At 61.7% G+C, this 24,375-nt stretch carries 19 protein-coding genes; 4 read left to right on the top strand and 15 right to left on the bottom strand.

Annotated features, from left to right (window positions below):
* The first annotated feature begins 60 nt into the window (after nucleotides 1–60).
* From prmA to AC1DWQ_RS03460, 3 genes are all read left to right on the top strand, one after another.
* Nucleotides 61–951: a 50S ribosomal protein L11 methyltransferase gene (prmA, locus tag AC1DWQ_RS03470; RefSeq protein ID WP_477668374.1), complete on the top strand. Its 891-nt coding sequence runs from the start codon at nucleotides 61–63 to the stop codon at nucleotides 949–951.
* A gap of 71 nt (nucleotides 952–1,022) precedes the next feature.
* Nucleotides 1,023–2,132: a DUF3426 domain-containing protein gene (locus AC1DWQ_RS03465; RefSeq protein ID WP_477668373.1), complete on the top strand. Its 1,110-nt coding sequence runs from the start codon at nucleotides 1,023–1,025 to the stop codon at nucleotides 2,130–2,132.
* A gap of 18 nt (nucleotides 2,133–2,150) precedes the next feature.
* Nucleotides 2,151–3,053 (top strand): carbohydrate kinase family protein, encoded by a 903-nt coding sequence (locus AC1DWQ_RS03460; RefSeq protein ID WP_477668372.1) that lies wholly within the window; start codon nucleotides 2,151–2,153, stop codon nucleotides 3,051–3,053.
* Between the two features lie 72 nt (nucleotides 3,054–3,125).
* Here AC1DWQ_RS03460 and AC1DWQ_RS03455 read toward each other — a convergent pair whose 3' ends face one another.
* The 9 genes from AC1DWQ_RS03455 to AC1DWQ_RS03415 form a co-directional block, all read right to left on the bottom strand.
* Entirely contained in the window at nucleotides 3,126–3,479 is a 354-nt protein-coding gene (locus AC1DWQ_RS03455) for a DUF167 domain-containing protein (RefSeq protein WP_477668371.1), read from the bottom strand.
* 123 nt (nucleotides 3,480–3,602) lie between these two features.
* Nucleotides 3,603–4,076 carry a histone H1-like DNA-binding protein gene (locus tag AC1DWQ_RS03450; RefSeq protein WP_431098248.1) on the bottom strand — a complete coding sequence of 158 codons (474 nt, stop codon included), beginning with the start codon at nucleotides 4,074–4,076 and terminating at the stop codon, nucleotides 3,603–3,605.
* Between the two features lie 199 nt (nucleotides 4,077–4,275).
* Nucleotides 4,276–5,499, bottom strand: coding sequence for a ribonucleotide-diphosphate reductase subunit beta (locus AC1DWQ_RS03445; protein WP_477668370.1), 1,224 nt, complete (start codon nucleotides 5,497–5,499; stop codon nucleotides 4,276–4,278).
* 131 nt (nucleotides 5,500–5,630) lie between these two features.
* Nucleotides 5,631–8,540 (bottom strand): ribonucleoside-diphosphate reductase subunit alpha, encoded by a 2,910-nt coding sequence (locus AC1DWQ_RS03440; RefSeq protein WP_477668369.1) that lies wholly within the window; start codon nucleotides 8,538–8,540, stop codon nucleotides 5,631–5,633.
* A gap of 442 nt (nucleotides 8,541–8,982) precedes the next feature.
* Entirely contained in the window at nucleotides 8,983–9,600 is a 618-nt protein-coding gene (gene ampD / locus AC1DWQ_RS03435; protein WP_477668368.1) for a 1,6-anhydro-N-acetylmuramyl-L-alanine amidase AmpD, read from the bottom strand.
* Complete coding sequence (locus AC1DWQ_RS03430; RefSeq protein WP_477668367.1) at nucleotides 9,569–11,017, bottom strand: sigma-54-dependent transcriptional regulator; 1,449 nt, start codon at nucleotides 11,015–11,017, stop codon at nucleotides 9,569–9,571. The genes ampD and AC1DWQ_RS03430 overlap by 32 nt, the downstream gene beginning before the upstream one ends.
* Nucleotides 11,018–11,022: 5 nt before the next feature.
* Complete coding sequence (locus AC1DWQ_RS03425; protein ID WP_477668366.1) at nucleotides 11,023–12,738, bottom strand: two-component system sensor histidine kinase NtrB; 1,716 nt, start codon at nucleotides 12,736–12,738, stop codon at nucleotides 11,023–11,025.
* Between the two features lie 265 nt (nucleotides 12,739–13,003).
* On the bottom strand, nucleotides 13,004–13,246 hold the full coding sequence (locus tag AC1DWQ_RS03420; RefSeq protein ID WP_477668365.1) for a PP0621 family protein: 243 nt from the start codon (nucleotides 13,244–13,246) through the stop codon (nucleotides 13,004–13,006).
* On the bottom strand, nucleotides 13,243–14,043 hold the full coding sequence (locus tag AC1DWQ_RS03415) for a cytochrome C assembly family protein (RefSeq protein ID WP_477668364.1): 801 nt from the start codon (nucleotides 14,041–14,043) through the stop codon (nucleotides 13,243–13,245). Before AC1DWQ_RS03415 ends, AC1DWQ_RS03420 begins: the two co-directional genes overlap by 4 nt.
* 102 nt (nucleotides 14,044–14,145) lie before the next feature.
* Here AC1DWQ_RS03415 and ffh point away from each other — a divergent pair, with 102 nt between their 5' ends.
* Complete coding sequence (gene ffh / locus AC1DWQ_RS03410; protein WP_477668363.1) at nucleotides 14,146–15,504, top strand: signal recognition particle protein; 1,359 nt, start codon at nucleotides 14,146–14,148, stop codon at nucleotides 15,502–15,504.
* Between the two features lie 142 nt (nucleotides 15,505–15,646).
* Here the strand turns inward: ffh and mdoH are convergent, their stop codons facing one another.
* From mdoH to miaB, 6 genes are all read right to left on the bottom strand, one after another.
* A complete protein-coding gene (gene mdoH, locus AC1DWQ_RS03405) occupies nucleotides 15,647–17,647 on the bottom strand; it encodes a glucans biosynthesis glucosyltransferase MdoH (RefSeq protein ID WP_477668362.1) in 2,001 nt (666 codons plus the stop codon).
* A complete protein-coding gene (locus AC1DWQ_RS03400; protein ID WP_477668361.1) occupies nucleotides 17,623–19,233 on the bottom strand; it encodes a glucan biosynthesis protein G in 1,611 nt (536 codons plus the stop codon). The genes mdoH and AC1DWQ_RS03400 overlap by 25 nt, the downstream gene beginning before the upstream one ends.
* 266 nt (nucleotides 19,234–19,499) lie before the next feature.
* Nucleotides 19,500–20,861: a sigma 54-interacting transcriptional regulator gene (locus AC1DWQ_RS03395; RefSeq protein WP_457281057.1), complete on the bottom strand. Its 1,362-nt coding sequence runs from the start codon at nucleotides 20,859–20,861 to the stop codon at nucleotides 19,500–19,502.
* A complete protein-coding gene (locus AC1DWQ_RS03390; RefSeq protein ID WP_477668360.1) occupies nucleotides 20,858–21,544 on the bottom strand; it encodes a hypothetical protein in 687 nt (228 codons plus the stop codon). Before AC1DWQ_RS03390 ends, AC1DWQ_RS03395 begins: the two co-directional genes overlap by 4 nt.
* Nucleotides 21,528–22,949 (bottom strand): sensor histidine kinase, encoded by a 1,422-nt coding sequence (locus AC1DWQ_RS03385; RefSeq protein WP_477668359.1) that lies wholly within the window; start codon nucleotides 22,947–22,949, stop codon nucleotides 21,528–21,530. Before AC1DWQ_RS03385 ends, AC1DWQ_RS03390 begins: the two co-directional genes overlap by 17 nt.
* A 34-nt stretch (nucleotides 22,950–22,983) precedes the next feature.
* Complete coding sequence (miaB, locus tag AC1DWQ_RS03380; protein WP_477668358.1) at nucleotides 22,984–24,327, bottom strand: tRNA (N6-isopentenyl adenosine(37)-C2)-methylthiotransferase MiaB; 1,344 nt, start codon at nucleotides 24,325–24,327, stop codon at nucleotides 22,984–22,986.
* Between the last annotated feature and the right edge of the window lie 48 nt (nucleotides 24,328–24,375).

The raw sequence follows: 24,375 nt of genomic DNA, 5'->3' as shown, positions 1-24,375 counted from the left end.
TCCCGCGGCCCCGGCTTGAATTGAATACCTGTCGCCTCGGCGTACAACTGGTGATGAACGATGTTTGAACTGATCCTGCTGGCTCCTGTCGACGAAGTCGAAACCCTTAGCGAGGCGCTCGACGCGCTCGACGCGCTCAGTGTGTCGGTGGAAGACGCCGATGCGCAGACGCCGGCTGAGCAGGCTTTGTTCGGTGAACCCGATATGCCACCGCCCAGGGCTGGCTGGGAGCGTTCGCGAATCGTCTCGCTGTTTGCCACTGAAACTCTGGCGCGCGATGCGGCGGGCGTGCTGGCTGCCCAGGACTTCTTTGCAGCCTGCAGCGTGGTGGCTGTTCAGCCTGTGCCGGAACAAGACTGGGTGCGGCTCACGCAGTCGCAGTTCGCGCCGGTCGATATCACCCCCGAATTCTGGATCGTGCCGACCTGGCATGAGCCGCCTGCCGAGGCCAAACAGGTGATTCGCCTGGATCCAGGCTTGGCCTTCGGCACCGGCACCCATCCGACCACGCGCATGTGCCTTCGATGGGTGGCTGGTCAGGGCGCTGCAGGCAACAACCTCGGCCGTGTCCTGGATTACGGCTGCGGTTCCGGCATCCTGGCCATTGGTGCGGCGAAGTTCGGCGCGACCGAAATCGATGCCGTCGACATCGACCCGGCTGCCGTGGAGTCGACGCGCGCCAATGCCGAAGCCAACCATGTGGTGCTCAATGCTGGGCTTCCGGAGAAGGCGTCTGGCAAATACCAGATCGTGCTGGCCAACATCCTCGCCACGCCGCTCAAGGTGCTGGCGCCGCTGCTGTGCGCGCATGTCGAAAAGGGCGGCCATCTCGTGTTGGCCGGCATTCTGGATCGCCAGGCGGAGGAACTCAAGGAAGCCTACGCTCCCTATTGCCAGCTCACTGTGCACGATGCGCAAGAAGGCTGGATCTTGATGACCGCCGGCTTCTGAGCCGGCCCAATCCCGCGCATGGCGGTTTTCAGGCCGTCAGCGGGGGTGAGCCCCCTACAATACAGCGCTAAATGAGCCTGATTACGCGCTGCCCCGCATGCGGCACGATGTTCAAAGTCGTGACCGACCAACTCAAAGTCTCACAGGGCTGGGTGCGATGCGGGCATTGCGCTGAAGTCTTTGATGCGTCCGCGCATCTGCTGCCGCGTGACATGGCATCGCCCGTGCCCGCCGTACCGTTTGCGGTCGGGGACACCGAACCCATGCCGCTGCCGGAATTTGTCCCTTCTGCGCCGGCGCCGCCAGTCGTGGCTGTTGCCGCTGCTGCGGAATCACAGGAATGGGCGCCGGCCAGGTCATTTGCCGACCGGGTGCCGCTAAGGCCTTCCGGCACTGGCCCTGCCGATGCGCAGGACAGTGCGGCTGATTTTGACCCTGTACGCTGGAAGCGGGCCCAACAGGAACGCCAGCAGGATCCGCTGGAACTGCCTGATAGCGTGTTGCCGGATGAGCCGCCAGCCCGCCGGCCGGTGATGGTGCGCCCGGCGGTCGACGATGATTCCAGTTTTGCCTTTTCGGACGTGGACTCCGGCATGCCGGATTCGCGCGTGGAGCACGATGTGTCTTTTGTGCGGGAGGCCAGGCGCAAGGCGTTCTGGAAACGGCCGCTGACCCGGTGGACCATGGCCTTGTTATCCCTGCTGCTGCTGGCCGTGCTGGTCTTGCAGTGGGCTGTCCAGCAAAGGGACACGCTGGCCGCCCTGGAGCCCCGGCTCGTGCCGGCGCTTCAGGGTATTTGCGGCCAGTTGCACTGTGACATTCGTGCGCCGCGGCATATCGAGTCGCTGGTCATAGACAGCTCCACCTTCAACCGCATCGGCCCTGATGCCTATCGCCTCAGTTTTACGCTCAAAAACACGGGTGTGACGCTGCTGGAAATGCCGTCCCTGGAAGTGACCCTGACCGATTCGCAGGACCAGGCCGTGGTGCGCCGCATCCTGACGCCGGCACAGTTTGGCGCCAAATCGCCGACCCTGGCCCCCCGCTCCGAAATGCCCGGCCTGGTCATCATGAAAATATCCGGTGATGCGGACACTGCAGCTGCAGCGTCGCCGCCGTCTTCTGCGCCGGCGGCTCCCTTGCGAGTGGCTGGCTATCGTGTCCTGGTTTTTTACCCCTGATTGAAACGAGAGAACTGAATGTCTGCTGTTATTTGTGGCTCCCTGGCGTTTGACACCATCATGACCTTTGAGGGGCGCTTTTCGGAGCAGATACTACCCGACCAGTTGCATATCCTGAATGTGTCGTTTCTGGTGCCGGCGCTGCGCCGCGAGTTCGGTGGCTGCGCCGGCAACATCGCCTACAGCCTGCAGCAGCTTGGCGGCAAGCCGCTGCCCATGGCCACGGTCGGCAGTGACGGCGCCGAGTACGTGGAGCGCATGAAGACGCTGGGCATCAGCACGGAATTTGTGCGGCAGGTGGGCGACACCTATACCGCCCAGGCGATGATCATGACCGACCGGGACAACAACCAGATCACGGCTTTTCATCCGGGTGCCATGATGCAGGCCCATATCACCCGCATTGACGCACGCGATGACATCAAGCTGGGCATTATTTCGCCTGACGGGCGCGATGCCATGCTGCAGCATGCCGAGCAGTTCAAGCTGGCCGGTATCCCCTTCGTTTTTGATCCAGGCCAGGGCCTTCCCATGTTTGACGGCAAGGAGCTTTCCCACTTTGTGGAACTCTCCACCTGGGTGACCGTCAACGATTACGAGGCCAAAATGCTGTGCGACCGCACGGGCCTGTCATGCGCCGAATTGTCCCGCCGGGTGCAGGGCCTGGTGGTGACGCTGGGCGCGGAAGGTTGCGAGGTCTGGATTGGCGGCGAGAAAACCCTGGTGCCACCGGTAAAGGCCGGATCAGTGGTCGACCCGACAGGGTGCGGCGACGCTTTTCGCGGGGCTTTGCTGTTTGGCCTCGAAAAAGGCTGGACGCTGGACCGCTGCGCCGCCTTGGGGAACCGGGTGGGTGCGCTCAAGATCGCCACGCGCGGTGGCCAGAACTACACGTTGAATTCCGAACAAATCAGTGCTTGAGCAAGACAGAATGGGCGCCGCCAGCTATTAAATTAATAGCATGCGATCGTTCCCTTGTCGTAGGCGGCGCGGCTATGGCTCGCGGTGGTCCAATGCTTTTAGCCATTCATTCCATGCAGCCTGGCTTGCCGCTTCAGCGCTGACGCGCAACTGCTTGCGCCTTGAGGCTTCTCCGCGGGCCAGCGTGACCGCCTGCTGCGGAACGCCAAGGCAACCGGCCAGCCATTTCACCAGCGCCTGATTGGCTTTGCCGTCCACGGGCGGTGCCTGCAATCGCAGGCGCAGCGCCTGCTGCCCGGCCTCTCCATGCAGGCCCATCATCTCGGTTTTGGCGGCGTTGGGCACCACATGGATGCCGATCAGAACGTCCCCATTCTTTTCCCGTCGCAGAAAAGGAAGTTCGGGCAGCGCGGGGAACGGTTTCATGGCTGGAGTGGTCCGGCGGCGGTAAACAGGGGTGTCAATTGTGGATGGCCTCAGGAACGGTCCAGCCATGAAAAAAGCCCGACATCTTTCGATATCGGGCTCTAAGCAGAATTACCTTACTGCTTACGGCTTGCTGGCTGTCGGAAACGGCCAGGCAGCTTGCGGGTTCAGAGTAGTCTGAGCCGCAGGGGCAGCCGCTGCAGCGGGTGCTTTCGCAGCTTTGGCAGCAGGTTTTTTCGCGGCTTTCTTCGCAGCGGGCTTTTTCGCTGCTTTCTTGGCGGCAGGCTTTTTCGCAGCGGCTTTCTTCGCCGCTGGTTTCTTCGCTACCTTTTTCGCGGCCTTCTTGGCTGCTGGCTTTTTCGCTGCAGCTTTCTTGGCTGCTGGCTTCTTGGCCGCTACCTTCTTGGCTGCTGGCTTTTTCGCTGGCGATTTTTTCGCAGCTGGCTTTTTGGCCGCTACTTTTTTCGCTGGAGCTTTTTTAGCCGGAGCTTTTTTCGCTGCTGCTTTTTTCGCAGGAGCCTTCTTAGCCGCTACTTTTTTCGCAGGGGCTTTCTTTGGAGCAGCTTTTTTAGCCGCAGTTTTTTTCGCAGTTGCCATAGTTTTCTCCTTGATCACGTTGCAAAGAGCACTTCACGGTTGGAGTACGTAAAGCGATTCACGGCGTTGGGCCCCGGATAAACCGGTCCCAGCGCCGCGAACACAGGAGCAAAGCCCAACGCGCACTCTTCGGTGCTGTCACTGGTCATTGCAATTCTTGAAATCATTGTTCGCTTGTCTCGCGTATTTTTCTGGTCAATCAATCCCAGGAAAGGGCACCACCGGACTGGTACTCGATCACACGGGTTTCAAAGAAGTTACGCTCTTTTTTCAGGTCGATCATTTCGCTCATCCATGGGAACGGATTCTCCTCGTTGGGGAAGAGAGTTTCAAGTCCGATCTGCGTGGCACGGCGATTGGCAATGTAGCGGAGGTAGCCTTTGAACATGGACGCATTGAGGCCGAGCACGCCGCGCGGCATGGTGTCTTCGGCGTAGCGGTACTCCAGTTCGACGGCTTTCATGAACAATGCCTTGATCTCGGCCTTGAACTCTGCGGTCCAGAGATGGGGGTTTTCCAGCTTGAGCTGGTTGATCAGGTCGATGCCGAAGTTGCAGTGCATGGACTCGTCGCGCAGGATGTACTGGTACTGCTCGGCGGCGCCGGTCATCTTGTTCTGGCGACCCAGGGCAAGAATCTGCGTGAAGCCCACGTAGAAGAACAGGCCTTCCATCAGGCAGGCAAACACGATCAGCGACTTGAGCAGGGTCTGGTCAGCTTCGGTAGTGCCGGTCTTGAAGTGAGGGTCGGAAATCACTTCAATGAAAGGAATCAGGAACTGGTCCTTGTCCTTGATCGATTGCACTTCGTTATAGGCGTTGAAGATTTCGGCTTCGTCCAGGCCCAGCGATTCAGTGATGTACTGGTAGGCATGGGTGTGGATGGCCTCTTCAAAAGCCTGGCGCAGCAGGAACTGGCGGCATTCGGGTGCCGTGATATGGCGGTAAGTGCCCAGCACGATGTTGTTGGCAGCCAGCGAGTCGGCGGTCACGAAGAAACCCAGGTTGCGCTTGACCAGACGGCGTTCGTCTTCGGTCAGGCCGTTCGGGTCTTTCCAGAGCGCGATGTCGCGCGTCATATTTACTTCCTGCGGCATCCAGTGGTTGGCGCAGGTGGCGAGATATTTTTCCCAGGCCCACTTGTATTTGAACGGCACCAGCTGGTTGACGTCGGTCTGGCCATTGATGATGCGTTTGTCGGAGGCCTTGACGCGTTGTGCCTTGGCGGGTGCGGCGGCAGACGTAGAAGGTGCTGCAGCTTGCACAGGTGCGAACGCGCCGTCGTTGAGCATGCGCACTTGCGCCTGGGGCTGCTCGGCAGTGTTCAAAGAAAGAGGCGGAAGTTCCATCGAGCGGCCTTCAGGCAAGCCGCTGTTGTGAGATGTTTGCAAAGATGGTTTGACTTCTTCGTCCCAGGTCAACATAGAGGTTTCCAATACTTTGGGATTATGAAAGCAGCGATACAAAATGAAAAGTGTTCATTCACATCGCTACAAAATTGTGTTGCTCAATTACATCGAATCGTGCGATGAAGCTCAGCGCACGATTCGGTTTTTTATTGGCAGGCCTCGCAACCTGGGTCATCGATTGCACAGAATTTGATGTCGGTCGCGGGCGATGCACTCATCTGCGCCTGCGCTGCGGCGGCTGCCGCTTCGAGCGCGCTCATGCCGCCGCCTGCCGTCGCGGTACCCGATGACACCGAGTTCATCTTGCCTGCGGTCACGGTCGACTTCTCGGCGTGCGTCGCGCTTTGCGTGCGCAGGTAGTAAGTCGTCTTGAGGCCGCGCAGCCAGGCCAGCTTGTAGGTGTCGTCGAGTTTTTTGCCCGAGGCGCCTGCCATGTAGATATTGAGCGACTGCGCCTGGTCAATCCATTTCTGGCGGCGCGCTGCGGCTTCCACAATCCAGGAGGTCTCGATCTCAAACGCCGTGGCGTAGAGGGCTTTGACGTCTTGCGGGACGCGGTCGATGGGGCGCAGGGAGCCGTCGAAGTGCTTCAGATCCACCACCATCACGTCATCCCACAGGCCCAAGCGCTTCAGGTCTCGGACCAGGTAATGGTTGATGACGGTGAATTCACCCGACAGGTTGGACTTGACCGACAGGTTGCCAAAGCAGGGTTCGATACAAGCATCCACCCCAATGATGTTGGAGATGGTGGCTGTGGGCGCAATGGCCACGCAGTTGGAATTGCGCATGCCGTCTTTGGCAATCTTCTTGCGCAAAGCGTCCCAGTCAAGGCTGGCGGAGCGGTCGACTTCCACATAGCCGCCGCGCTGCTCGGCCAGCATGTCCAGCGTATCCAGCGGCAGGATGCCCTTGTCCCATAGCGAGCCTTTGTACGTGGCATATTTACCGCGCTCTTTGGCCAGTTCGGTCGATGCCCAGTAAGCGTGGTAGCAGACAGCCTCCATGGATTTGTCGGCGAACTCGACAGCTTCCTGGGAAGCGTAAGGCACGCGCAGCTCGTACAGGCAGTCCTGGAAACCCATGATGCCCAGGCCCACAGGGCGGTGGCGCATATTGGAATCGCGGGCCTTCTTGACGGCGTAATAGTTGATGTCGATCACGTTGTCCAGCATGCGCATGGCCGTGGTGATGGTCTTTTTAAGCTTCTCGTGGTCGACTGCGCCGTCCTTCAGATGCTGGACGAGGTTGACCGAGCCGAGGTTGCAGACAGCGGTTTCGGTGTCGCTGGTGTTGAGTGTAATTTCGGTGCACAGGTTGGACGAGTGAACGACGCCGGTGTGTTGCTGCGGCGAGCGCACATTGCAGGCATCCTTGAACGTGATCCAGGGGTGGCCGGTTTCAAACAGCATCGACAGCATCTTGCGCCACATGTCAGTGGCCTGCAGCTTGCGGGATGGCTTGATTTCGCCGCGCTCGGCCTTGGCTTCGTAGGCGGTGTAGATTTTCTCGAAGTCCTTGCCGAACTTGTCGTGCAGGTCGGGTGTGTCCGACGGTGAGAACAGCGTCCAGGTGCCTTTTTCCATCACGCGGCGCATGAAGAGGTCGGGAATCCAGTTGGCGGTGTTCATGTCGTGCGTACGGCGGCGATCGTCACCGGTGTTCTTGCGCAGTTCCAGGAACTCTTCAATATCCAGGTGCCAGGTTTCCAGGTAGGCGCAGACGGCGCCTTTGCGCTTGCCGCCCTGGTTGACCGCCACGGCGGTGTCGTTGACGACTTTGAGGAAAGGCACGACGCCTTGCGATTCGCCGTTGGTGCCCTTGATATGGGCGCCCAGGGCGCGCACAGGCGTCCAGTCATTGCCCAAGCCGCCGGCAAATTTGGACAGCAGCGCGTTTTCCTTGATGGCGTCGTAGATGCCTCCCAAGTCGTCGGCGACGGTCGTCAGATAGCACGACGACAGCTGCGAGCGCAGCGTGCCGGCATTGAACAGGGTGGGCGTGCTCGACATGAAGTCGAAGGACGACAGGATTTCGTAGAACTCGATCGCGCGTTCTTCGCGGTTGATCTCGTTGAGCGACAGGCCCATGGCCACGCGCATGAAGAAAGCCTGTGGTAGCTCGATGCGCTGTTTGCGCACGTGCAGGAAGTAGCGGTCAAACAGGGTTTGCAGGCCGAGGTAGTCAAATTTCAGGTCGCGTTCGGGCTTGAGCGCGGCGCCCAGGCGGGCCAGGTCGAACTGCTGGAGCTTTTCGTCGAGCAGCTCGTTTTGTACGCCCTTGGCGATGAACTGCGGGAAATACTCGGCGTAGCGAATCGCCATGTCTTCCTGACTGACTTCTTCACCCAGCACCTCGCGGCGGATGGTGTGCATCAGCAGGCGTGCGGTGGCGTAGGTGTAGTCAGGGTCTTTCTCGATCAGGGTGCGCGCTGCCAGGATGGACGCCTTGTAGACTTCATCAATGGGCACACCGTCATAGAGGTTGCGCATGGTCTCGGCAACGATGGGGTCGGGCTTGATATCTGCGCCCAGGTTGGCGCAAGACGCTTCAATCAGAGCCTGCAGGTTGCGGATGTCCAGCGCGACGCGGTTGCCGCGGTCGGTCACATGGATCAGGGGCGCCGCAGGTGCCTGGGTTTGCGGCTGGCGTGCACGCTCTTGCGTGCGCTTCTCGCGGTACAGCACGTAAGCGCGGGCGATTTCATGGTGGCCGCCGCGCATCAGGCCCAGCTCGACCTGATCCTGAACGTCTTCTATATGAAAGGTTCCGCCGCCTGGGCGCGAACGCATCAGGGCGCGGATGACCGCCTGGGTCAGGCCGTCAACGGTTTCGCGGACGCTGGCCGAAGCCGCACCCTGCGTGCCATGCACGGCCAGGAAAGCCTTCATCATGGCCACGGCGATCTTGTTGGGTTCGAACGGCACCACGCCGCCATTGCGGCGGATGATCTGGTAATGGGCGAGCGGGTTGCTTTGCGCGTTGGTATCGCCGGTTGCTGGGTTGCTTGCCAGAACGCTCGACGTGACGGGCACCGCGTGTTGTGCAGTTTGCATGACTTCCTCTTTGCTTTGTTTTATGGGTGGTTTGATGTGCTGTTCGGGGTCTCTGGATATATTGAGGTATTGCACAGGCCTATCAACCTGCTCCTTCATTTCCTGACCCGAATTACATCAAACTGAATTAGGGCTTAGACACTATACCTAGGGTATGGAGGGAATACAAGCCACTACAGGTAGTGTATCGCTGACTAAATGCACCGTTACGTTTTGTGGCTTTTTAGGCCCCATTCCAGACGCCTCGATCAGGGCTTGATGGTGGCTCGTTCAACTTCGCTGAAAGCCTGATGCCATCAGGCTTGCGAAGCTGATGCAGCGTTGTGGCGCGGCTTTTCGCGGGCTTGGATTGAGAGCGCCGGTCACTGCTGGCGCGGTAAAAATAACCGGAAATTTCCACAGCAAGACGCACCGCAATGGTGAGTGCGTGCAGGTGCACCAGTCACATGATTTCGGGAAAACACCTAGCCGGTGACGACAGCGAGTTTTGCAGCAGAGGCCAGTTGAAGCCAAGGCCCGGGTCCTGCTTGCGGCCGGGTGCAATGTGCTCGTGCCCGGCGATGTGCTCAATGGGATAGCGCTGCAGAAGCGAGGCGCACAGCCCGGTCAGGGTTTCATACTGGGATGCTTCAAAGGTATCTCCCTCAAGGCCTTCCAGTTCGATGCCGATGGAATCGTCGTTGCAGTTGGTGCGTCCGCGGTAGCTGGATTCCCCGGCATGCCAGGCGCGGTCGTCACAGCTCACAAACTGCCACAGAGCGCCGGTTCGGGCGATGAAAAAGTGCGATGAAACCTGCAGGCCGCGAATGCCCTGAAAGTAAGCGTGTGCCTCCCAGTCGAGCTGGTTGGTGAAAAGGCGCTGGACGTTGTCATTGCCGAACTCACCTGGCGGCAGGCTGATGGAGTGGATGACGATCAGGTCGATTTGCGCGCCGGGAGGGCGTGGACCAAAGTTGGGCGAAGCCAGTGCGCGTGCGTAGCGGTACCAGCCGTTTTGCCACAAAGGCCGGGGAAGGGCATTGGGGCTTTCAGGCGGGGTCATCAGCAGGGTCAAGTCCATCGGCCAGGTCGTCATTGCCCGGCGTGGCGATATTCAGGCGTGCAATGCGGTAGCGGATCTGCCGCAGGCTCAAACCCAGCCTCGCGGCGGCGGCGGTACGATTGAAGCCGGTCTCCAGCAAAACCTTGGTCAGGATGTTTCGCTCCTGCCCGTCCAGATAATCCTGCAGGTTTTCCGGGACGGCGACGTGCTCTTCGACCGGCGCATCAAAATGCAGCATACTTCCTTCGCCGAGCGCCACGGCCCGGTGCAGGATGTTTTCCAGCTCCCTGACATTGCCGTTAAAGGGCCTGGACTGCAGCTGCTCCATCACGGCATCTGTCAACTCGGGCATCTTGAAGCCGGACTCCTGGCAGATTCTTGACAGCAGGGCAGTGCAGAGTGCCGGCAAATCCTCCCTGCGTTCGCGCAAGGCCGGCACGGCAATTTCAATCACATTGAGCCGGTAATAAAGATCCTGGCGGAATGTCCCTTCCTGGGCTTCCGCCGCCAGGTTTTTGTGCGTTGCGCTGACGATGCGCACGTCAACGGTGTCCTCCTGCGGCGAACCCAGCGGCCTGACGGTGCGCTCCTGGATGGCGCGCAGAAGTTTGGATTGCATGGCCAGCGGCAGGTCGCCAATTTCATCGAGAAACAAGGTGCCGCCCTTGGCTGCCTGGAAGTAGCCTTGCCGGTCCTGCGCTGATCCGGTGTAAGCGCCCTTTCGTGCACCGAAGAACTCCGCTTCGAGGAGGTTTTCGGGTATGGCGCTGCAATTGACGGCTACAAAAGGCCCTGTCGCGCGGTGGCTGCAGCCGTGTACGGCGCGTGCAACCAGTTCCTTGCCGGTGCCCGATTCCCCCTGAATGAGGACCGGCGCCATGCTTCCCGCCACTTTGACGATGCGCGACTTGACGGCGCGCATGACGGCAGACTCACCCACCAGTTTTTGCAGAATCTGGGTGCCGTCCCCGCTTTTTTTCTGGGCGGAGGGGGCGGGGCCGTGTTCCGGTGCGCTTCGATCGCTTTTGGCCTGTAGTGCAGGATGCTTGGCACCCTGCACGGCGGATGCCACGACACTGCGGAATTGTTTGAGGTCGACCGGTTTCGTGAGGTAGTCAAACGCGCCGGCCTTGAGTGCTTCCACCGCATTTTCGGCCGAGCCGTGGGCTGTAATCACCACGCATCGTTCGGGCCTTTGCTGGTCTATCATGTCTCGCAGTAATTCGAGGCCAAGGCCATCTGGCAGGCGCATATCGGTGATCACAGCATCGAAGTGATGCGCCTTGAGCTGCTCCCGGGCCTGCAGCAGGTCACCGGCTGCCTCCACCCGATACCCTTCCCTGAGCAGCGTCAGTTCATACAGGGTGCGCAAATCCGGTTCATCGTCAATGACGAGGATACGTGCCTGCTGGGGAACGGGAATGGGGGTGCTCATGGTTTTCAGGTTGGCATTGTGGCAAAAGAAGCCGCGGGCAAGGTCATAGACGGACTGGAGGGTGCGAATATGACAAAAAATTCGTTTCCTTCAATGCCGCTGCGCTGCACGCGCTGGTAGCCGATCAGGGCACCATAGCGTTCGCATAATTCACGGCAAATGTACAGGCCCAGCCCGCTGGAGCGGCTTTCAGAGGAGAAAAATGGTTCGAACAGGTGTGTCTGCACGGTTTGCTCCATGGGTTGGCCATCGCTCCATACGGACAGACGGGCCTGCCCGGGCGTAACGAGCTGGGTGGAGACTTCAATGGCCTGAGAAGATGTGCTGGCATAGCGCAGGGCGTTGTCCAGCAGATTGACCATGAGGCGGCGCAAATGCTCGGGCTCAAAGCACACAACGGCATTACCCGAATCTGCCGTGATCTTCATGCGTCGGGACGCTTCAGTCTGCCCCGCCCAGTCCGCGGTAATCTTGTGAGCGGTTTCGTCCAGCGCCAGGGTGGTGGTTTGTGGCGAGGGCAGGTGCGCCTGGGCACGTGAAATGTTCAATACCTCATCGACGATTCTGGCGAGACGTTGCGCATTTTGCCGGATCATGCCTGTGAGCTGGCGGTGCGGCTCGTCTTGCAGGTCTTCTTCCAGCAAGGCATTGGCTTGAGAGATCGCCGCCAGCGGATTCCTGATTTCGTGTGCCACTGCGGCCGACATGCGTCCCATGGCTGCCATCTTCTCGGTCCTCACGCGGGCTTCCATTTCACGCAGGTCTTCCAGGAACATTACACAAAGGCTTTCGTGGGTGCCATTTTTCGAGGCGGCAAGACGAGTGCGTACATGAAGCCGCCGGGTATTGCTGCCCGGGTATTCAAGGCTGATGTCCGCTTCCTGGGGGGTCTGCGTGCTGAACGTGCTGTGCATCAGTTCCGCCAGGGGCAACCAGGCCGCCTCCATGACGAGGATGAAAGGCGCGCTGCGAACTGAATCCCGGGCTCCCAGCAGGCGCCTGGATGCCGGATTGGCCGACCGGACGATGCCGTTGATGTCGACCACCAGCACGCCGTCGGCCAAGGTTTCAATGACCAGTTCGTTCACCTGCGTCTGCATGCGCGCGGCGGACTGGCTGCGTTTTGCCAGCTGTTCTTCACGGGCCAGCCGCAAGGCGAGGTGGTTCGCAAGCAGTGCGACCAGGAAAAAACCGGAACCACTCAAGCCCGACTGGAGGAATCGGGCATTGAAGTCGCCCAATACCTGAAGTGAGCTCCACCAGGCGTCGGCCAGAAGCAGCAAGGTCACGCTGGCTGCGGTTCCGAAGGCCAGCAAAATCGGTCCAAGGATGGAGGCAAGGAGCACCGGCAGGGCAAACAGCGGCGTGTAGTTGATGCCGCTCGATTGCAGGAAATTGAGTGTGGAGAACGTGATGACGTCCACGCCGATGGTCAGTAACCACTGTGCGTCAAAGGTGCTTCGTGGTGGCCGCGGTTTGGCCCACAGGCGCACGGCCAGTGTGGCGCACAGATAGGCGATGCATACCGCAATCGACCAGCGGTTGGTGATGTTGCCCAGCGCGTAGATAACCGCCTGAAGGATGACGAGCACCGTGGCGATGGCAACGCGTGCCGTCATGAAGACACGCCACAAACGGCCGAAGGAGCCCAGTTCGGGCACGGTCTCCCACGCGCCTGATGCCTTGCCTCCCGTTTCAAACCAGTGGGATGGCGTGCTCATAGGGGCCTGCTAACACTATGTTTGCAAGATGCGTTGCGCTCAAAAAGGCCTTGAGCAAGGCGCAAAACGCAGGCGGGGTAGACCCCGTCAAGGCTTTGCAACGCCGCGCAAGGCCTTTTTGAGCGCAACCCGGAGGGAATGGGGCGAAAACGGCGCCACTCGGCGTTGCGCTCCTCACCCAGACTCCCGGTCTGGGATTCGTCGCGCGCCTTGATTGGCACCGTTTTCACCCCATTCGCATTTGTAAACATAGTGTTAGCAGGCCCTAGTCTCCTGCCTGGCGGCGATGCGCGTCACTGCAATAAATCCCCTTGCCGCCTGTCAGGGCGTCGGACTTCGGCAAATGCACGTGGCAGACATCGCATGCGATCATCTCCGCAACGGCCGTTTCGCGGCCCGGTGCCTGGCGGGGGCGGGCAGCCGCCGCATCGTTTCTTTCCGCATCGCGGTTGTGGCGCCAGAGCCAGAAAACCACCAGCACGAATCCCATGACCAGAAGGTATTTCATGCCCGCCTCAGAATGACTTCAAGTACAAAGCGCGAACCGGCGTAGCCCAGCAGCAGCAGGCCGGAGCCCAGGTACAGCACACGGACGGCCTTGCGGCCACGCCATCCGAGGCGCGCCCGGCCGATCAGCAGGCCGGCAAACGTCAGCCAGGCCAGGACCGAAAACACGGTTTTATGGTTCCATTTCCAGGCCAGGCCGGGCCCGTAGAGTGTTTCGGCGAACAGCCAGCCTACAAATAGCGTGGCCGACAGCAATACAAAGCCGGCCTCCACGAAGCGGAAGGTGAGCCGCTCCAGCGTCAACAGCGGCACGCCCGCATCGGTTTGTGCGGCCAGCCGGATGGAGCGCTCGGAGCGCGTCATCAGCCAGCCGTGCACCACTGCGGCGGCAAACAGCCCATAAGACGCGATGCCCAGGGCCCAGTGCAACGGCAGCCAGGGGGACGCGATGGCGTGATAGGTGGTACCGGGGAAAATGACCGTCAGGATGACAGCTGCGCTGCCCAGCCCTGCCAACGCCCAGTGGGCCTGGAGTTGTGGAAACAGGCGGCTTTCGATGGCGTAAACGGTCAGCACCAGCCAGACCGTCATGGACAGCGCCGGTGCAAAGCCGAAACGCGGGGGCTCGCCCAGCAGGCCATCGGCCAGCGCCAGCGCGTGCAGCAGCCAGGCCGCCAGCAGCAGGCCGCGGATGGCGGCGGGGCCGAGGCGCGGGGAGGCTAGAGCCAATGCAGCGTAGGCGACGGCAGCACCGGCTGCCGCTGCAAGACCCCACCAGTCGCTCAAAGCTAAAATCATGGCTAGAGTTTAGCCTTTACTGCCTCTTTTCCCCCTTTCTGGCAGCCTTCCGCTGCAGCCTTTCTTTTCCACCTAACTGCGCCGCGTTCGTGGCGCCTTCCCATGGCCTCAGCTCTTACCGACAAGTTATCCCGTCTCGTCAAGGAAATGCGAGGCCAGGCCCGCATCACCGAATCCAACGTGCAGGACATGTTGCGCGAGGTACGCATGGCCTTGCTCGAGGCCGACGTTGCGCTGCCGGTGGTGCGCGACTTCATTGCCCGGGTCAAGGAAAAAGCGCTGGGCCAGGAAGTGATGGGTTCTCTCTCGCCGGGCCAGGCGCTGGTGGGTATTGTCAACAAGGAACTCGCCGCTACCATGGGCGAGGGGGTGAGCGATATCAACCTGGCAGCCCAGCCGCCGGCGGTCATCCTGATGGCCGGCCTGCAGGGCGCGGGTAAAACCACCACTACCGCCAAGCTGGCCAAGCACCTGATCGAAAAGCGCAAGAAAAAGGTGCTGACCGTTTCAGGCGACGTCTATCGCCCTGCCGCCATTGAACAGCTCAAGACGGTCACCAAACAGGCCGGCGCCGAATGGTTTCCCAGCACGCCTGACCAGAAGCCGGCCGACATCGCGCGAGCCGCCATTGACTACGCCCGCAAGCATTTCTTTGACGTGTTGCTGGTCGACACGGCTGGCCGCCTGGCCATCGATGAGGCCCTGATGGCCGAAATCAAGGAGTTGCATGCGATCCTGAACCCGGTTGAAACGCTTTTCGTGGTCGATGCGATGCAGGGCCAGGATGCGGTCAACACTGCCAAGGCCTTCAAGGAAGCCTTGCCGCTCACCGGCATCATCCTGACCAAGACCGACGGCGATTCACGCGGCGGTGCGGCGCTCAGCGTGCGCCAGATCACCGGCGCCCCCATCAAATTCTCCGGTACCAGCGAGAAAATCGACGGCCTGGAGGTGTTCGACGCCGAGCGACACGCCGGCCGCATCCTTGGCATGGGTGACATTCTTGCGCTGGTCGAGCAGGTGGCCGCCGGGGTGGACATGGCCTCTGCCCAGAAGCTCGCCGCCAAGATCAAGTCCGGCGACGGCTTTGACCTCAACGACTTCCTCAGCCAGTTGCAGCAAATGAAGAACATGGGCGGGCTCTCAAGCCTTCTGGAAAAGCTGCCCGCGCAAATGGCGGCCAAGGCCGGCCAGGTCGATATGGACAAAGCCGAGAAAGACATCAAGCGCAAGGAAGGCATCATCCAGAGCATGACGCCGCTGGAGCGCCGCAAGCCCGAACTCATCAAGGCCACCCGCAAGCGCCGCATTGCTGCCGGTTCCGGCGTGCATGTTCAGGAAGTCAACCGCCTGCTCAATGAGTTCGAGCAGATGCAGGGCATGATGAGAAAGATGAAGGGCAGCGGGATGATGAAAATGATGAAACGCATGGGCGGCATGAAAGGCATGCCCAAGTTTTGATCAATTCGCTGTTTAAGGGAAAAATGGCTGCAGCCCAATAAAGACGGGCGCAACCAGCTCCTGAATTAATAGCGTTTACCTGTCATGAAAAAAGCCGCTTCAAGCGGCTTTTTTCATGGGTTGCCCTGAAGTCAGGCTATTTTCAGGCCGCCTTCAGCCGTGGCTTGGCCAGCCGGCTTGCATGCAGCCAGGCGCGTCGCAGTACCGCCGGCGAACGGGTTTCTTCCGGGATCAGCAGGTAGTTCTGCGCACGCAGGGCCGTGCCCACGCCGACCTTGCTGGTGAGCACCGTCATCGGGATCGCCAGCAGCAGCGGCAGGCCGACCGGGATCAGCCAGATCAAAGCCCGTGCATCGATCACTGCAATGCCGACAGCCAGCAGCGCAATCACGCCGGACATAGGCGCCAGCTGCGCCAGCGCATGGCGCCAGGGCACAGCGGCCGCTTCGCGCGGGGGCGATTTCCATTCAAGCTTCAGGCCGGTGAGGGCCACCACCACAAACAGCGAATGCGCGAGCATGCGGATGGGGGCCTGCAACAGCGCGATCAGGGTTTCAAGCAAAGCGCTGCGCAGCAGGGCGACGGTGCCGCCATAGGATTGCTGCTGGCGGTTGACCAGCACGGCCACGATGCCCAGGATGCGCGGCAAAAACAGCATGCACAGCGTCCAGGCCCAAAGCGACATCAGCTCGCCGGGAAGCAGCGTCCAGTCGGCAATCATGGGCGAGCCGGACAGCCACAGCGCTGTACCCAGCGTGAGAAAGCACAGCCATAGCGGCGCCGACAGATACGCCATCGCGCCCGTGCCGAACATGGAGCGGTGTACCGGGTGAATGCCCGGCTCGGCGATCAGGCGCGAGTTTTGCAGGTTGCCCTGGCACCAGCGGCGATCGCGCTGCAGCTCGGCCAGCAAATCCGGCGGCTGCTGCTCGTAGCTGCCCACCAGGTCACCCACCAGCCAGACGTGGTAGCCGGCGCGGCGCATTAGCGCGGCCTCGACAAAATCGTGCGACATGATGCTGCCGGCCATGCCGCCCGTGCCCTTGATGTGCGCCAGCGCGCAATGCTTCATGAAGGGCTTAATACGGATGATGGCGTTGTGGCCCCAGTAGTGGGACTCGCCCATCTGCCAGAACTGCATCCCCAGCGTGAACAGACGCCCGGTCACGCGTGAGGCGAACTGCTGCGCCCGTGCGTGCAGCGTGACGTGGCCGATGGCCTGGGTTGCGGTCTGGATGATGCCGGCCCTGGGATTGGCTTCCATCAGCTTGACCATGGAAACCAGGCAGTCGCCGCTCATCACACTGTCGGCGTCCAGCACCACCATGTAGCGGTAATCCTTGCCCCAGCGGCGGCAGAAGTCGGCCACATTGCCGGCCTTGCGGTCGGTGCGGCGTTTGCGCAGGCGGTAATAGACCTCGATTTGCGGCTGGTCGGGGTGTCCGGCCAGCTGGGTGCGCAGGTCTTCCCAGGCGGCGCGCTCGGCCTGGATGATGGCCGGGTTGCTGCTGTCCGACAGTACGAAGACATCAAAGCTCTGTACATGGCCGGTCATCGCGACCGACTCGCAGGTGGCGCGCAGGCCGGCGAACACGGTGCGTACGTCTTCATTGCAGATCGGCATGATGATCGCGGTGCGTGTGGACGCATCCAGCGGGTAGTGCTGAACCTTTTTCGCGGACAGCGCGTGTTTGTCACCAAAGATCGTGACGTAAAAGCCCATCATCGCCGTCATGAAGCCGGTCACTACCCAGGCTGACAGAAGGGCAAACAGGCTGATCTGGCCGTACTGCAGCCAGGCATTGTCATAGTCGGGCTGCATGTCCGCAAAGATGCTGGTTGCCAGCACGGTGCTGATGACAGTCAGCAGCAGGAATACCGTGCGCCGGCGCCGGGCAGCCTGCTGCCAGCGCTCAAGCCGGGGGGCAGGCAGGCGATGGGATGGTGCCGGTGCGGCAGCCCGGAATATCGACAGCATGGGCAGCAGCAGCGCGGTGGCCATGCTGTTCCAGAAGCCACGCCAGGGCCGGGGCACCATGGAGCCGCGGTTCAGCGGTGGCGCCGTCACCGAATTGGGGTGGCGTTCCTCGCGCAGGGCGCTGCGTGCAGCGGATGGAATCAGAGTGTGATCAGGTTGGTCCATGTTTCGCTCACAGTGTGGTTGTCATGTTTGAGGAAGGCGCGCAGCTCAACAGGCTGGGCCGGGTTCAGCCGCAGCACGCGCAGCGTCATGCGCCATGCGCCGGTGGCGGGATTCTTGTAGGCCATGCTTTCGAGCACACGGCCATTGGCGTTGGCGCTGGAGATGGCTTCGACCCTGGCGTCCTCGGGCAGCGCGTCCAGCGCCGGGCCGGCAAAGTCGATGACGTACTGGACCTGGCCCGTGAGATCGGTTCCGGCCTTCGAGTACCCGGTGCCGCGGCGTGATTGCGTGACCCAGCTGTTGGGCGGTAGTTGCTGGTTCTTGCCCTGCCAGCTGATTTGCCAGGCGATGTCCAGCGACTGGCCAGGTGCTGGCATTTTTTCGGGTACCCAATAGGCCACCACGTTGTCATGGGTCTCGTCCGGCGTGGCAAATTGAAACAGCTCGACCCGGCCGGCGCCCCAGTCGCCCACGGGCGTGACCCAGGCGCTGGGCCGCGTCTCATAGCGGGCTTCGGTGTCTTCGTAGTTGGCAAAGGCGCGGTCGCGTTGCATCAGGCCAAAGCCCTTGAGCGACTTCATGGCGAAAGACGTCACCAGCGGGGAGGACGGATTTTGCAGGGGCCGCCAGAGCCATTCACCGGCACCCGTAGCCATCATCAGGCCATCGGAGTCGTGCACTTCGGGCCGGAAATCGCCGGGGCGGGGCTGGTTTTCGCCAAAGAAAAACATGCTGGTCAGGGGCGCGATGCCCAGCGAGGTCACGGGCGCGCTGTTGCCGGAGGTTGTGGCCGGGCGCATGAAGATGCGCGCCTGTACATTCGTGGTGGTTTGCTCGCCGGCCTGGATGTCGAACCGGTAGGCGCCTGTCATGCGCTCCGAATCCATCACAGCGAAGACGGTCAGCTGCTTGCTGTCGACTGCAGGTTTTTGAAGCCAGAAATCCGTGAAACGGGGAAACTCTTCCTTGGCTCCGCCCGCACCGCCTGCGGTGTCCACCGCCAGGCCGCGTGCCGAAAGGCCATAACGCTGGCCCGATCCCAGCGCCCGGAAGTAGGTGGCGCCGGTGAACACCACCAGCTCATCCTTGTAGGTGGGCGAGTTGAGGTTGCTGAAAAAGCGCGCGCCGCCGTGGCCCAGGTCACCCCAGGTCTCGGGTGACAGTTTGTTTTTTCCGAAATTGAATGTGGCGGGGTCGTAGGACAGGCGCTTCACGCCCGCTGTCGTGATTTCGTGAATGCGAACCGAATCACCGTGCCGGCCGACGTGGAAAAAATTCGCTTCAAAGGGAAGTTTGTCGGCGCGCCACAGCGTGCTGGCGGCGTTGAACCGGATGTCGCGGTAGTCGTCGTACGCCATCCTGGCGAGCTCGGTGGGCACCGCGTGGGACGCTTCGCGCCAGGGCGCTTGCGAGCGCTGGCGTGCGATAGCGGCCACATCGTCCAGATCGAAGGCACGTGCCTGGCCGGCCGCGAGCGTCAGTGCCGCAAGGCTCGCGCAGGCCGCGATACGGGCCTGCAGGGGAAAATTGAAGCGGCGCTTGGGGTCGCCGGAGGATGCCAAAAAAGGCAGGAAAAAAGCTGGCATGCCATGACTAGGGCAAACCCTGTGCCAGCTTCGAAAAATTGTTTTAAATCAACAAGTTGGGCGTGATACTTGATTTAACCAAATGTAATCCAGCTCAAAAGCGCCCAGAATCGCGGGTTTTGTCGCCGGTGAGCGACAACTTCCGCAGATGGCTCGATTAAATCGTTTTAAATCAAAGGCTTAAACCTGTCGCCAACCAGCGACGGCCCACGGCGGCACAGCGACAAACCCAGGTCGAACCGGAGCTCCTGGAGCCTGTTTACGGTCTAAACCTTGAAGTGTCCTGGCGTGAGCCCGTGCTTTTGCATCAGGCGGTAAAACTCCGTGCGGTTCCGGTCGGCCAGTCGGGCCGCATCGGCCACGTTGCCGTCTGTCAATTTGAGCAGCCCGACCAGGTAATCCCGCTCGAAGTGTTGCCTGGCTTCCGCATAGGTGAGCACTTGCACGCTGGGTGAGCGCAAGGCCCGCTGCACCAACGCCAGCGGCACCAGCGGGGTGGTGGACAGGGCACAAACCTGCTCCACCACGTTGTAAAGCTGGCGCACGTTGCCTGGCCAGGCGGCCGTGGTCAGGGCCTTGAGGGCCTCGGGTGCGAAACCGCTCAGGCGCTTGTCGTACTTGGCCGCCAGTTTGAGGAGAAAGTGGTTGGCCAGCAACGGGATGTCTTCGCGGCGCTCCGACAGCGGGGGCAAGGTCAGCGTGACGACATTGAGCCGGTAATAAAGGTCGGCGCGGAACTGGCCCTCAGCCATGGCAGCGTCAAGGTCGCGATGCGTGGCCGAGATGATGCGCACATCCACCGGAATCGACTGGCTGGAGCCCAGCGGCCGCACCACCCGCTCCTGCAACACGCGCAGCAGCTTGACCTGGAGCGCGGGCGGCATGTCACCGATTTCATCGAGCAGCAAAGTGCCGCCGTCTGCAGCCTGGAAAAGGCCTTTGTGATTGGCCACCGCATCGGTGAAGGCGCCCTTGACGTGGCCAAACAGCTCGGATTCCAGCAAGGCCTCGGGGATGGCGCCACAGTTCACGGCAATAAAGGGCTTGCTGGCCCGTGCGCCTGCCTGGTGGATGGCTTGTGCGAGTAGTTCCTTGCCGGTGCCGCTTTCACCGCGCAGCAGCACGCTGGCGTCCGACTGCGCCACCATGCGCGCTTCAGCCAGGGCTTCGGCCATGCGGCTTGAGCGGCTGATGATCTGGTTCTGCCAGGCTTCGGGGCTGCCCTGTTTGGCCGGGTTGGCGGGGGCACTCAGCGCCAGCGCCTGGGCAATCTTGTCGAGCAGGCTTTTGCCGTCAAAGGGCTTGGTGAGATAGGTGAACACGCCGCGTTCGGTGGCTTCCACGGCATCAGGAATGGTGCCATGCGCGGTCAGCAAAATCACCGGCAGCGAAGGATGCTGCTGGCGTATGTCGTCGAACAGCGCCAGGCCGTCCCGGCCGGGAAGCCGCACATCGCTGAGTACCAGCTGCGGCCGTTCAATATGAAGCTGCGTCAGCGCCGCTTCGGCCGACGTGACCGCCGTGACGCGATAGCCCGCTGCGGTCAGCCGCATGGTGAGCAGGCGCAGCATGTCGGCGTCATCATCAACCACGAGCAGGTGGGGTGCTGTCAGGGCTGAGTCGCTCATGGTGCGGTGGGGCGGGCCCGGCTGGCAGGGGGTATGGGCGCCGAGGCTGTTGCCGCCGGCTGCCGGCTGGTGAGGCTGCGCTCAATGGCCTTCAGCGCCTCCAGCCGCTCGTTGGTCTGGTCCAGCCTGCGCTGCGCATCGCGCAGTTGCTGGCCTTGTTTGTCAAGCTGCTCTTCCAGGCGGCGCTGTTCGGCGTAGCGTGACGCCAGCAGCCTTGCCAGCGGATGCAGCGGCTGGGCATCGGCATTGCCCAATACGCGGGCCAGCAGCTCCTGCGCGCGTATCAGTTCGGGCAGCTGCCGCAGTTGGGCCAGCACCAGCGAGAGCTGGAGTTGGGCCTCGGGGCTGGCGGCGTCTCCGAGCCGCCCGGTTTCCTGGGTGAGCTCCGGCGGCTGCATGAGGCGCACGCGCTCGGCGTAAGCCAGCATGCGCAAGGTCATGCCGCTGGCAAAAACGACGGATTCCGGGAGCGGCGCGGGCTGGCTGGTGCTGGCCCGCGCCGCTTCGGCGGCAGAGGCTGCGGCCCGGGCTGCCAGGACGGCTGCGGTGTCAGGGCCGCGCTCGTTGGCGGGGCCGCTGCTGCAGGCTGCCAGCAAGGCCGACGTCACCAGGGCCGGCAACAGGCCGCGCCCGGAGAAGCGGGCCGCAGGCGGAGGAGGGGGAAAATCAGTACTTGGAAACATGAGGAAGCTCTATTCTGAAGTGTGCACCAGGTTGATCGGGCATCAGGACGATGCTTCCACCATGTGCGGCAATGTATTCGTGAACGATGGACAGACCGATACCGCTGCCCCGAACCACGTCGACCGGCTGGCGTTCACCGCGGTAAAAGGGCTCGAAAATCCGCTCGCGGTCGGCCTGCGCCACGCCGACGCCCTGATCGTGGATGTCGATGCGGACGAAACCCCGCAGCGGACTCAGTTCCAGCCGGATCTGCCCTTTGGGTGGTGAATAGCGGATGGCGTTGGACAGCAGGTTGGCCAGCGCAGTGCCGATTTTTTCGGGGTCGATTTCCATCACAACGGGCTCGCCGACGACGCTGACCGTCAGGTCCCGTGCGCGCCACTGCAGGCGCTGCGCGTACACCTGCTCCTCGAGGAGTTGCAACAAGTCGACATTCTGGCGGTTCAACTGGCGCGCCTCGAACGCGGCCGTATTAAAGCGCAGCAGGTCTTCAATCTGGCTTTGCAGCACGCCGGTGTTGTGCCTGAGGATTTGCGCTATTTCGCGCTGGTCATTGCTCAGCGTGCCGGCTACACCGTCTTCCAGCAGCGACACCCCTTCGCGCAGCGATGCCAGCGGTGTTTTGAGTTCGTGCGAAATATGGCGCAGGAAACGCGATTTATCGGCGTCCAGCTCCACCAGCCGCAGGCGCAGCCAATTCAGGCGCTGCCCCACCAGGGCCAGGTCGGCCGGCCCCTGGATGGTGATGACCTGGTCGAGCCGGTTTTCCCCCAGGCCCACGATGGCGTTCTCCAGGCGCCTGAGCGGCAACGTGAACCACACGCCGAATGCCAGCGCCATGGCGATGGCCAGCACGATGGCCCAGGTTACCTGCTGGGTCAGCCGCTGGCGGCTGGCCTCGAGCTTGCCCTCCAGCGACTTGTTGCGTTGCTGAATCGCCTGTTGCACCTGCACGGCGATGGCGGCGTTGACACTTTCCAGTTCGCGGAATTCTTGCGCCAGCTGGCGTTCCCGGTCCAGCGCGGTACCGGTCGGGCCGGTCAGCAGATCGCCGATGCTCTGCATGTGCGCGCGCCATTGCCGGGCTTTGGCCACCGGTACGTCTTCTCGCGCCAGACTGGTCAGGATACTCGCAGCTTCACGGGCCTCGTCACCGAAGCGCTCACGCAATACCCGGTCGTCGAGGACGACCGACTGGCGGGATGTACGCTCCATCGATACGCTGCGCTCGGCCAGGGACTGCGCCGCGCTGCTGAGTTCGAGGGCACGTGCGGCATTGCTGCGGCTTTGCAGCGAAAGGTCTTCCAGGGTAAACAGCGCCCGCAGCGAGGCGGCGCCCAGCAGGGCAGCAATCAGCAGGAAGGCGATCACCAGAAGTTGCCGGAACGAAAATCGTTGCAGCATGCGTGTCGAGTGCTTGAGCAACGCGCGGGCGGTCTCAGGCCGCCACGGCGACGTCCCGCGTCAGGACTTCGCCGCGCAGCGAACGCTGCGTGGCCTGGGTGATGGTGATGTCCAGCATCTGGCCGATGAGGCGCGGCTGGCCCTTGAAGTTGACCACGCGGTTGCACTCCGTGCGGCCCATGAGTTCGGTCGGATCCTTGCGCGAGGCGCCTTCCACCAGAATGCGCTGCACCGTGCCCTGGCGGCTGGCGCTGATGGCGCGCACGCTGTCGTCAATCGCGGCCTGCAAATGTTGCAGACGCTTGAGCTTGACCTCGTGCGGTGTGTCGTCCTGCAGCGCGGCGGCGGGGGTGCCGGGGCGTGGGCTGTAAATGAAGCTGAACGAGGTGTCGTAGCCGATCTCGTCGATCAGCTTCATCATCTTGCCGAAGTCGTCTTCGGTCTCGCCGGGGAAGCCCACGATGAAATCGCTGCTCATGGCCAGATCCGGGCGGATGGCGCGCAGCTTGCGGATGGTGCTCTTGTATTCCATGGCGGTGTAGCCGCGCTTCATCGCCATGAGGATGCGGTCGGAGCCGTGCTGAACCGGCAAATGCAGGTGGTTGACCAGTTTGGGCAGCTTGGCGTAGGCGTCGATCAGGCGCTGCGTGAACTCATTGGGGTGGCTGGTGACGTAGCGGATGCGCTCAATGCCCGGGATGTCGGACACGTATTCGAGCAAGGTTGCGAAGTCGGCGATCTCGGCCGTGCCACCCATGGGGCCACGGTAAGCGTTGACGTTTTGCCCGAGCAGCGTGACTTCCTTGACGCCCTGGTCGGCCAGGCCGGCGACTTCGACCAGCACGTCTTCGAAGGGCCGAGAGACCTCTTCGCCACGGGTGTAGGGCACCACGCAGTAGCTGCAGTACTTGGAGCAGCCTTCCATGATGCTCACGAAGGCGCTGGCGCCCTCGACGCGCGCCGGCGGCAGGTGGTCGAATTTTTCGATCTCGGGAAAGCTGATGTCGACCTGCGGCTTGCCCAGCCGGGTCCGGTTGGCCAGCAGCTGCGGCAGGCGGTGCAGGGTTTGCGGGCCGAAGACCACGTCGACATAAGGTGCGCGCTGGATGATGGCCGCGCCTTCCTGGCTGGCTACACAGCCGCCGACGCCGATCAGCACGCCTTTTTCTTTCAGGTGCTTGACGCGGCCCAGGTCGCTGAAGACTTTCTCCTGGGCTTTTTCGCGCACGGAGCAGGTATTGAACAGGATCAGGTCGGCCTGTTCCATGTCCTGGGTAGGCTCGTAGCCTTCGGCAGCATGGAGCACGTCGGACATCTTGTCCGAGTCGTACTCGTTCATTTGGCAGCCGAAGGTTTTAATGAAGACTTTTTTGCTCATGATGCTGGCTGATTTGCGGTTTGTCCGCGGGCTGATGGCGATTGCTAT

It is taken from the genome of Polaromonas sp. P2_G11 (assembly GCF_056403595.1).
This window is presented reverse-complemented; position numbering and strand designations above follow the sequence as displayed.

What these genes read in the sequence shown, in the direction of transcription:
- AC1DWQ_RS03395 (WP_457281057.1), bottom strand. Translation starts at nt 20,861, where the DNA reads ATGAGCGACTCAGCCCTGACAGCACCCCACCTGCTCGTGGTTGATGAT.
- mdoH (WP_477668362.1), bottom strand. Translation starts at nt 17,647, where the DNA reads ATGGACCAACCTGATCACACTCTGATTCCATCCGCTGCACGCAGCGCC.
- AC1DWQ_RS03450 (WP_431098248.1), bottom strand. Translation starts at nt 4,076, where the DNA reads ATGGCAACTGCGAAAAAAACTGCGGCTAAAAAAGCTGCTCCAAAGAAA.
- AC1DWQ_RS03430 (WP_477668367.1), bottom strand. Translation starts at nt 11,017, where the DNA reads ATGAGCACCCCCATTCCCGTTCCCCAGCAGGCACGTATCCTCGTCATT.
- AC1DWQ_RS03400 (WP_477668361.1), bottom strand. Translation starts at nt 19,233, where the DNA reads ATGCCAGCTTTTTTCCTGCCTTTTTTGGCATCCTCCGGCGACCCCAAG.
- AC1DWQ_RS03420 (WP_477668365.1), bottom strand. Translation starts at nt 13,246, where the DNA reads ATGAAATACCTTCTGGTCATGGGATTCGTGCTGGTGGTTTTCTGGCTC.
- ampD (WP_477668368.1), bottom strand. Translation starts at nt 9,600, where the DNA reads ATGGACTTGACCCTGCTGATGACCCCGCCTGAAAGCCCCAATGCCCTT.
- AC1DWQ_RS03455 (WP_477668371.1), bottom strand. Translation starts at nt 3,479, where the DNA reads ATGAAACCGTTCCCCGCGCTGCCCGAACTTCCTTTTCTGCGACGGGAA.
- AC1DWQ_RS03445 (WP_477668370.1), bottom strand. Translation starts at nt 5,499, where the DNA reads ATGTTGACCTGGGACGAAGAAGTCAAACCATCTTTGCAAACATCTCAC.
- AC1DWQ_RS03385 (WP_477668359.1), bottom strand. Translation starts at nt 22,949, where the DNA reads ATGCTGCAACGATTTTCGTTCCGGCAACTTCTGGTGATCGCCTTCCTG.
- AC1DWQ_RS03440 (WP_477668369.1), bottom strand. Translation starts at nt 8,540, where the DNA reads ATGCAAACTGCACAACACGCGGTGCCCGTCACGTCGAGCGTTCTGGCA.
- AC1DWQ_RS03460 (WP_477668372.1), top strand. Translation starts at nt 2,151, where the DNA reads ATGTCTGCTGTTATTTGTGGCTCCCTGGCGTTTGACACCATCATGACC.
- prmA (WP_477668374.1), top strand. Translation starts at nt 61, where the DNA reads ATGTTTGAACTGATCCTGCTGGCTCCTGTCGACGAAGTCGAAACCCTT.
- miaB (WP_477668358.1), bottom strand. Translation starts at nt 24,327, where the DNA reads ATGAGCAAAAAAGTCTTCATTAAAACCTTCGGCTGCCAAATGAACGAG.
- AC1DWQ_RS03390 (WP_477668360.1), bottom strand. Translation starts at nt 21,544, where the DNA reads ATGTTTCCAAGTACTGATTTTCCCCCTCCTCCGCCTGCGGCCCGCTTC.
- AC1DWQ_RS03415 (WP_477668364.1), bottom strand. Translation starts at nt 14,043, where the DNA reads ATGATTTTAGCTTTGAGCGACTGGTGGGGTCTTGCAGCGGCAGCCGGT.
- ffh (WP_477668363.1), top strand. Translation starts at nt 14,146, where the DNA reads ATGGCCTCAGCTCTTACCGACAAGTTATCCCGTCTCGTCAAGGAAATG.
- AC1DWQ_RS03425 (WP_477668366.1), bottom strand. Translation starts at nt 12,738, where the DNA reads ATGAGCACGCCATCCCACTGGTTTGAAACGGGAGGCAAGGCATCAGGC.
- AC1DWQ_RS03465 (WP_477668373.1), top strand. Translation starts at nt 1,023, where the DNA reads ATGAGCCTGATTACGCGCTGCCCCGCATGCGGCACGATGTTCAAAGTC.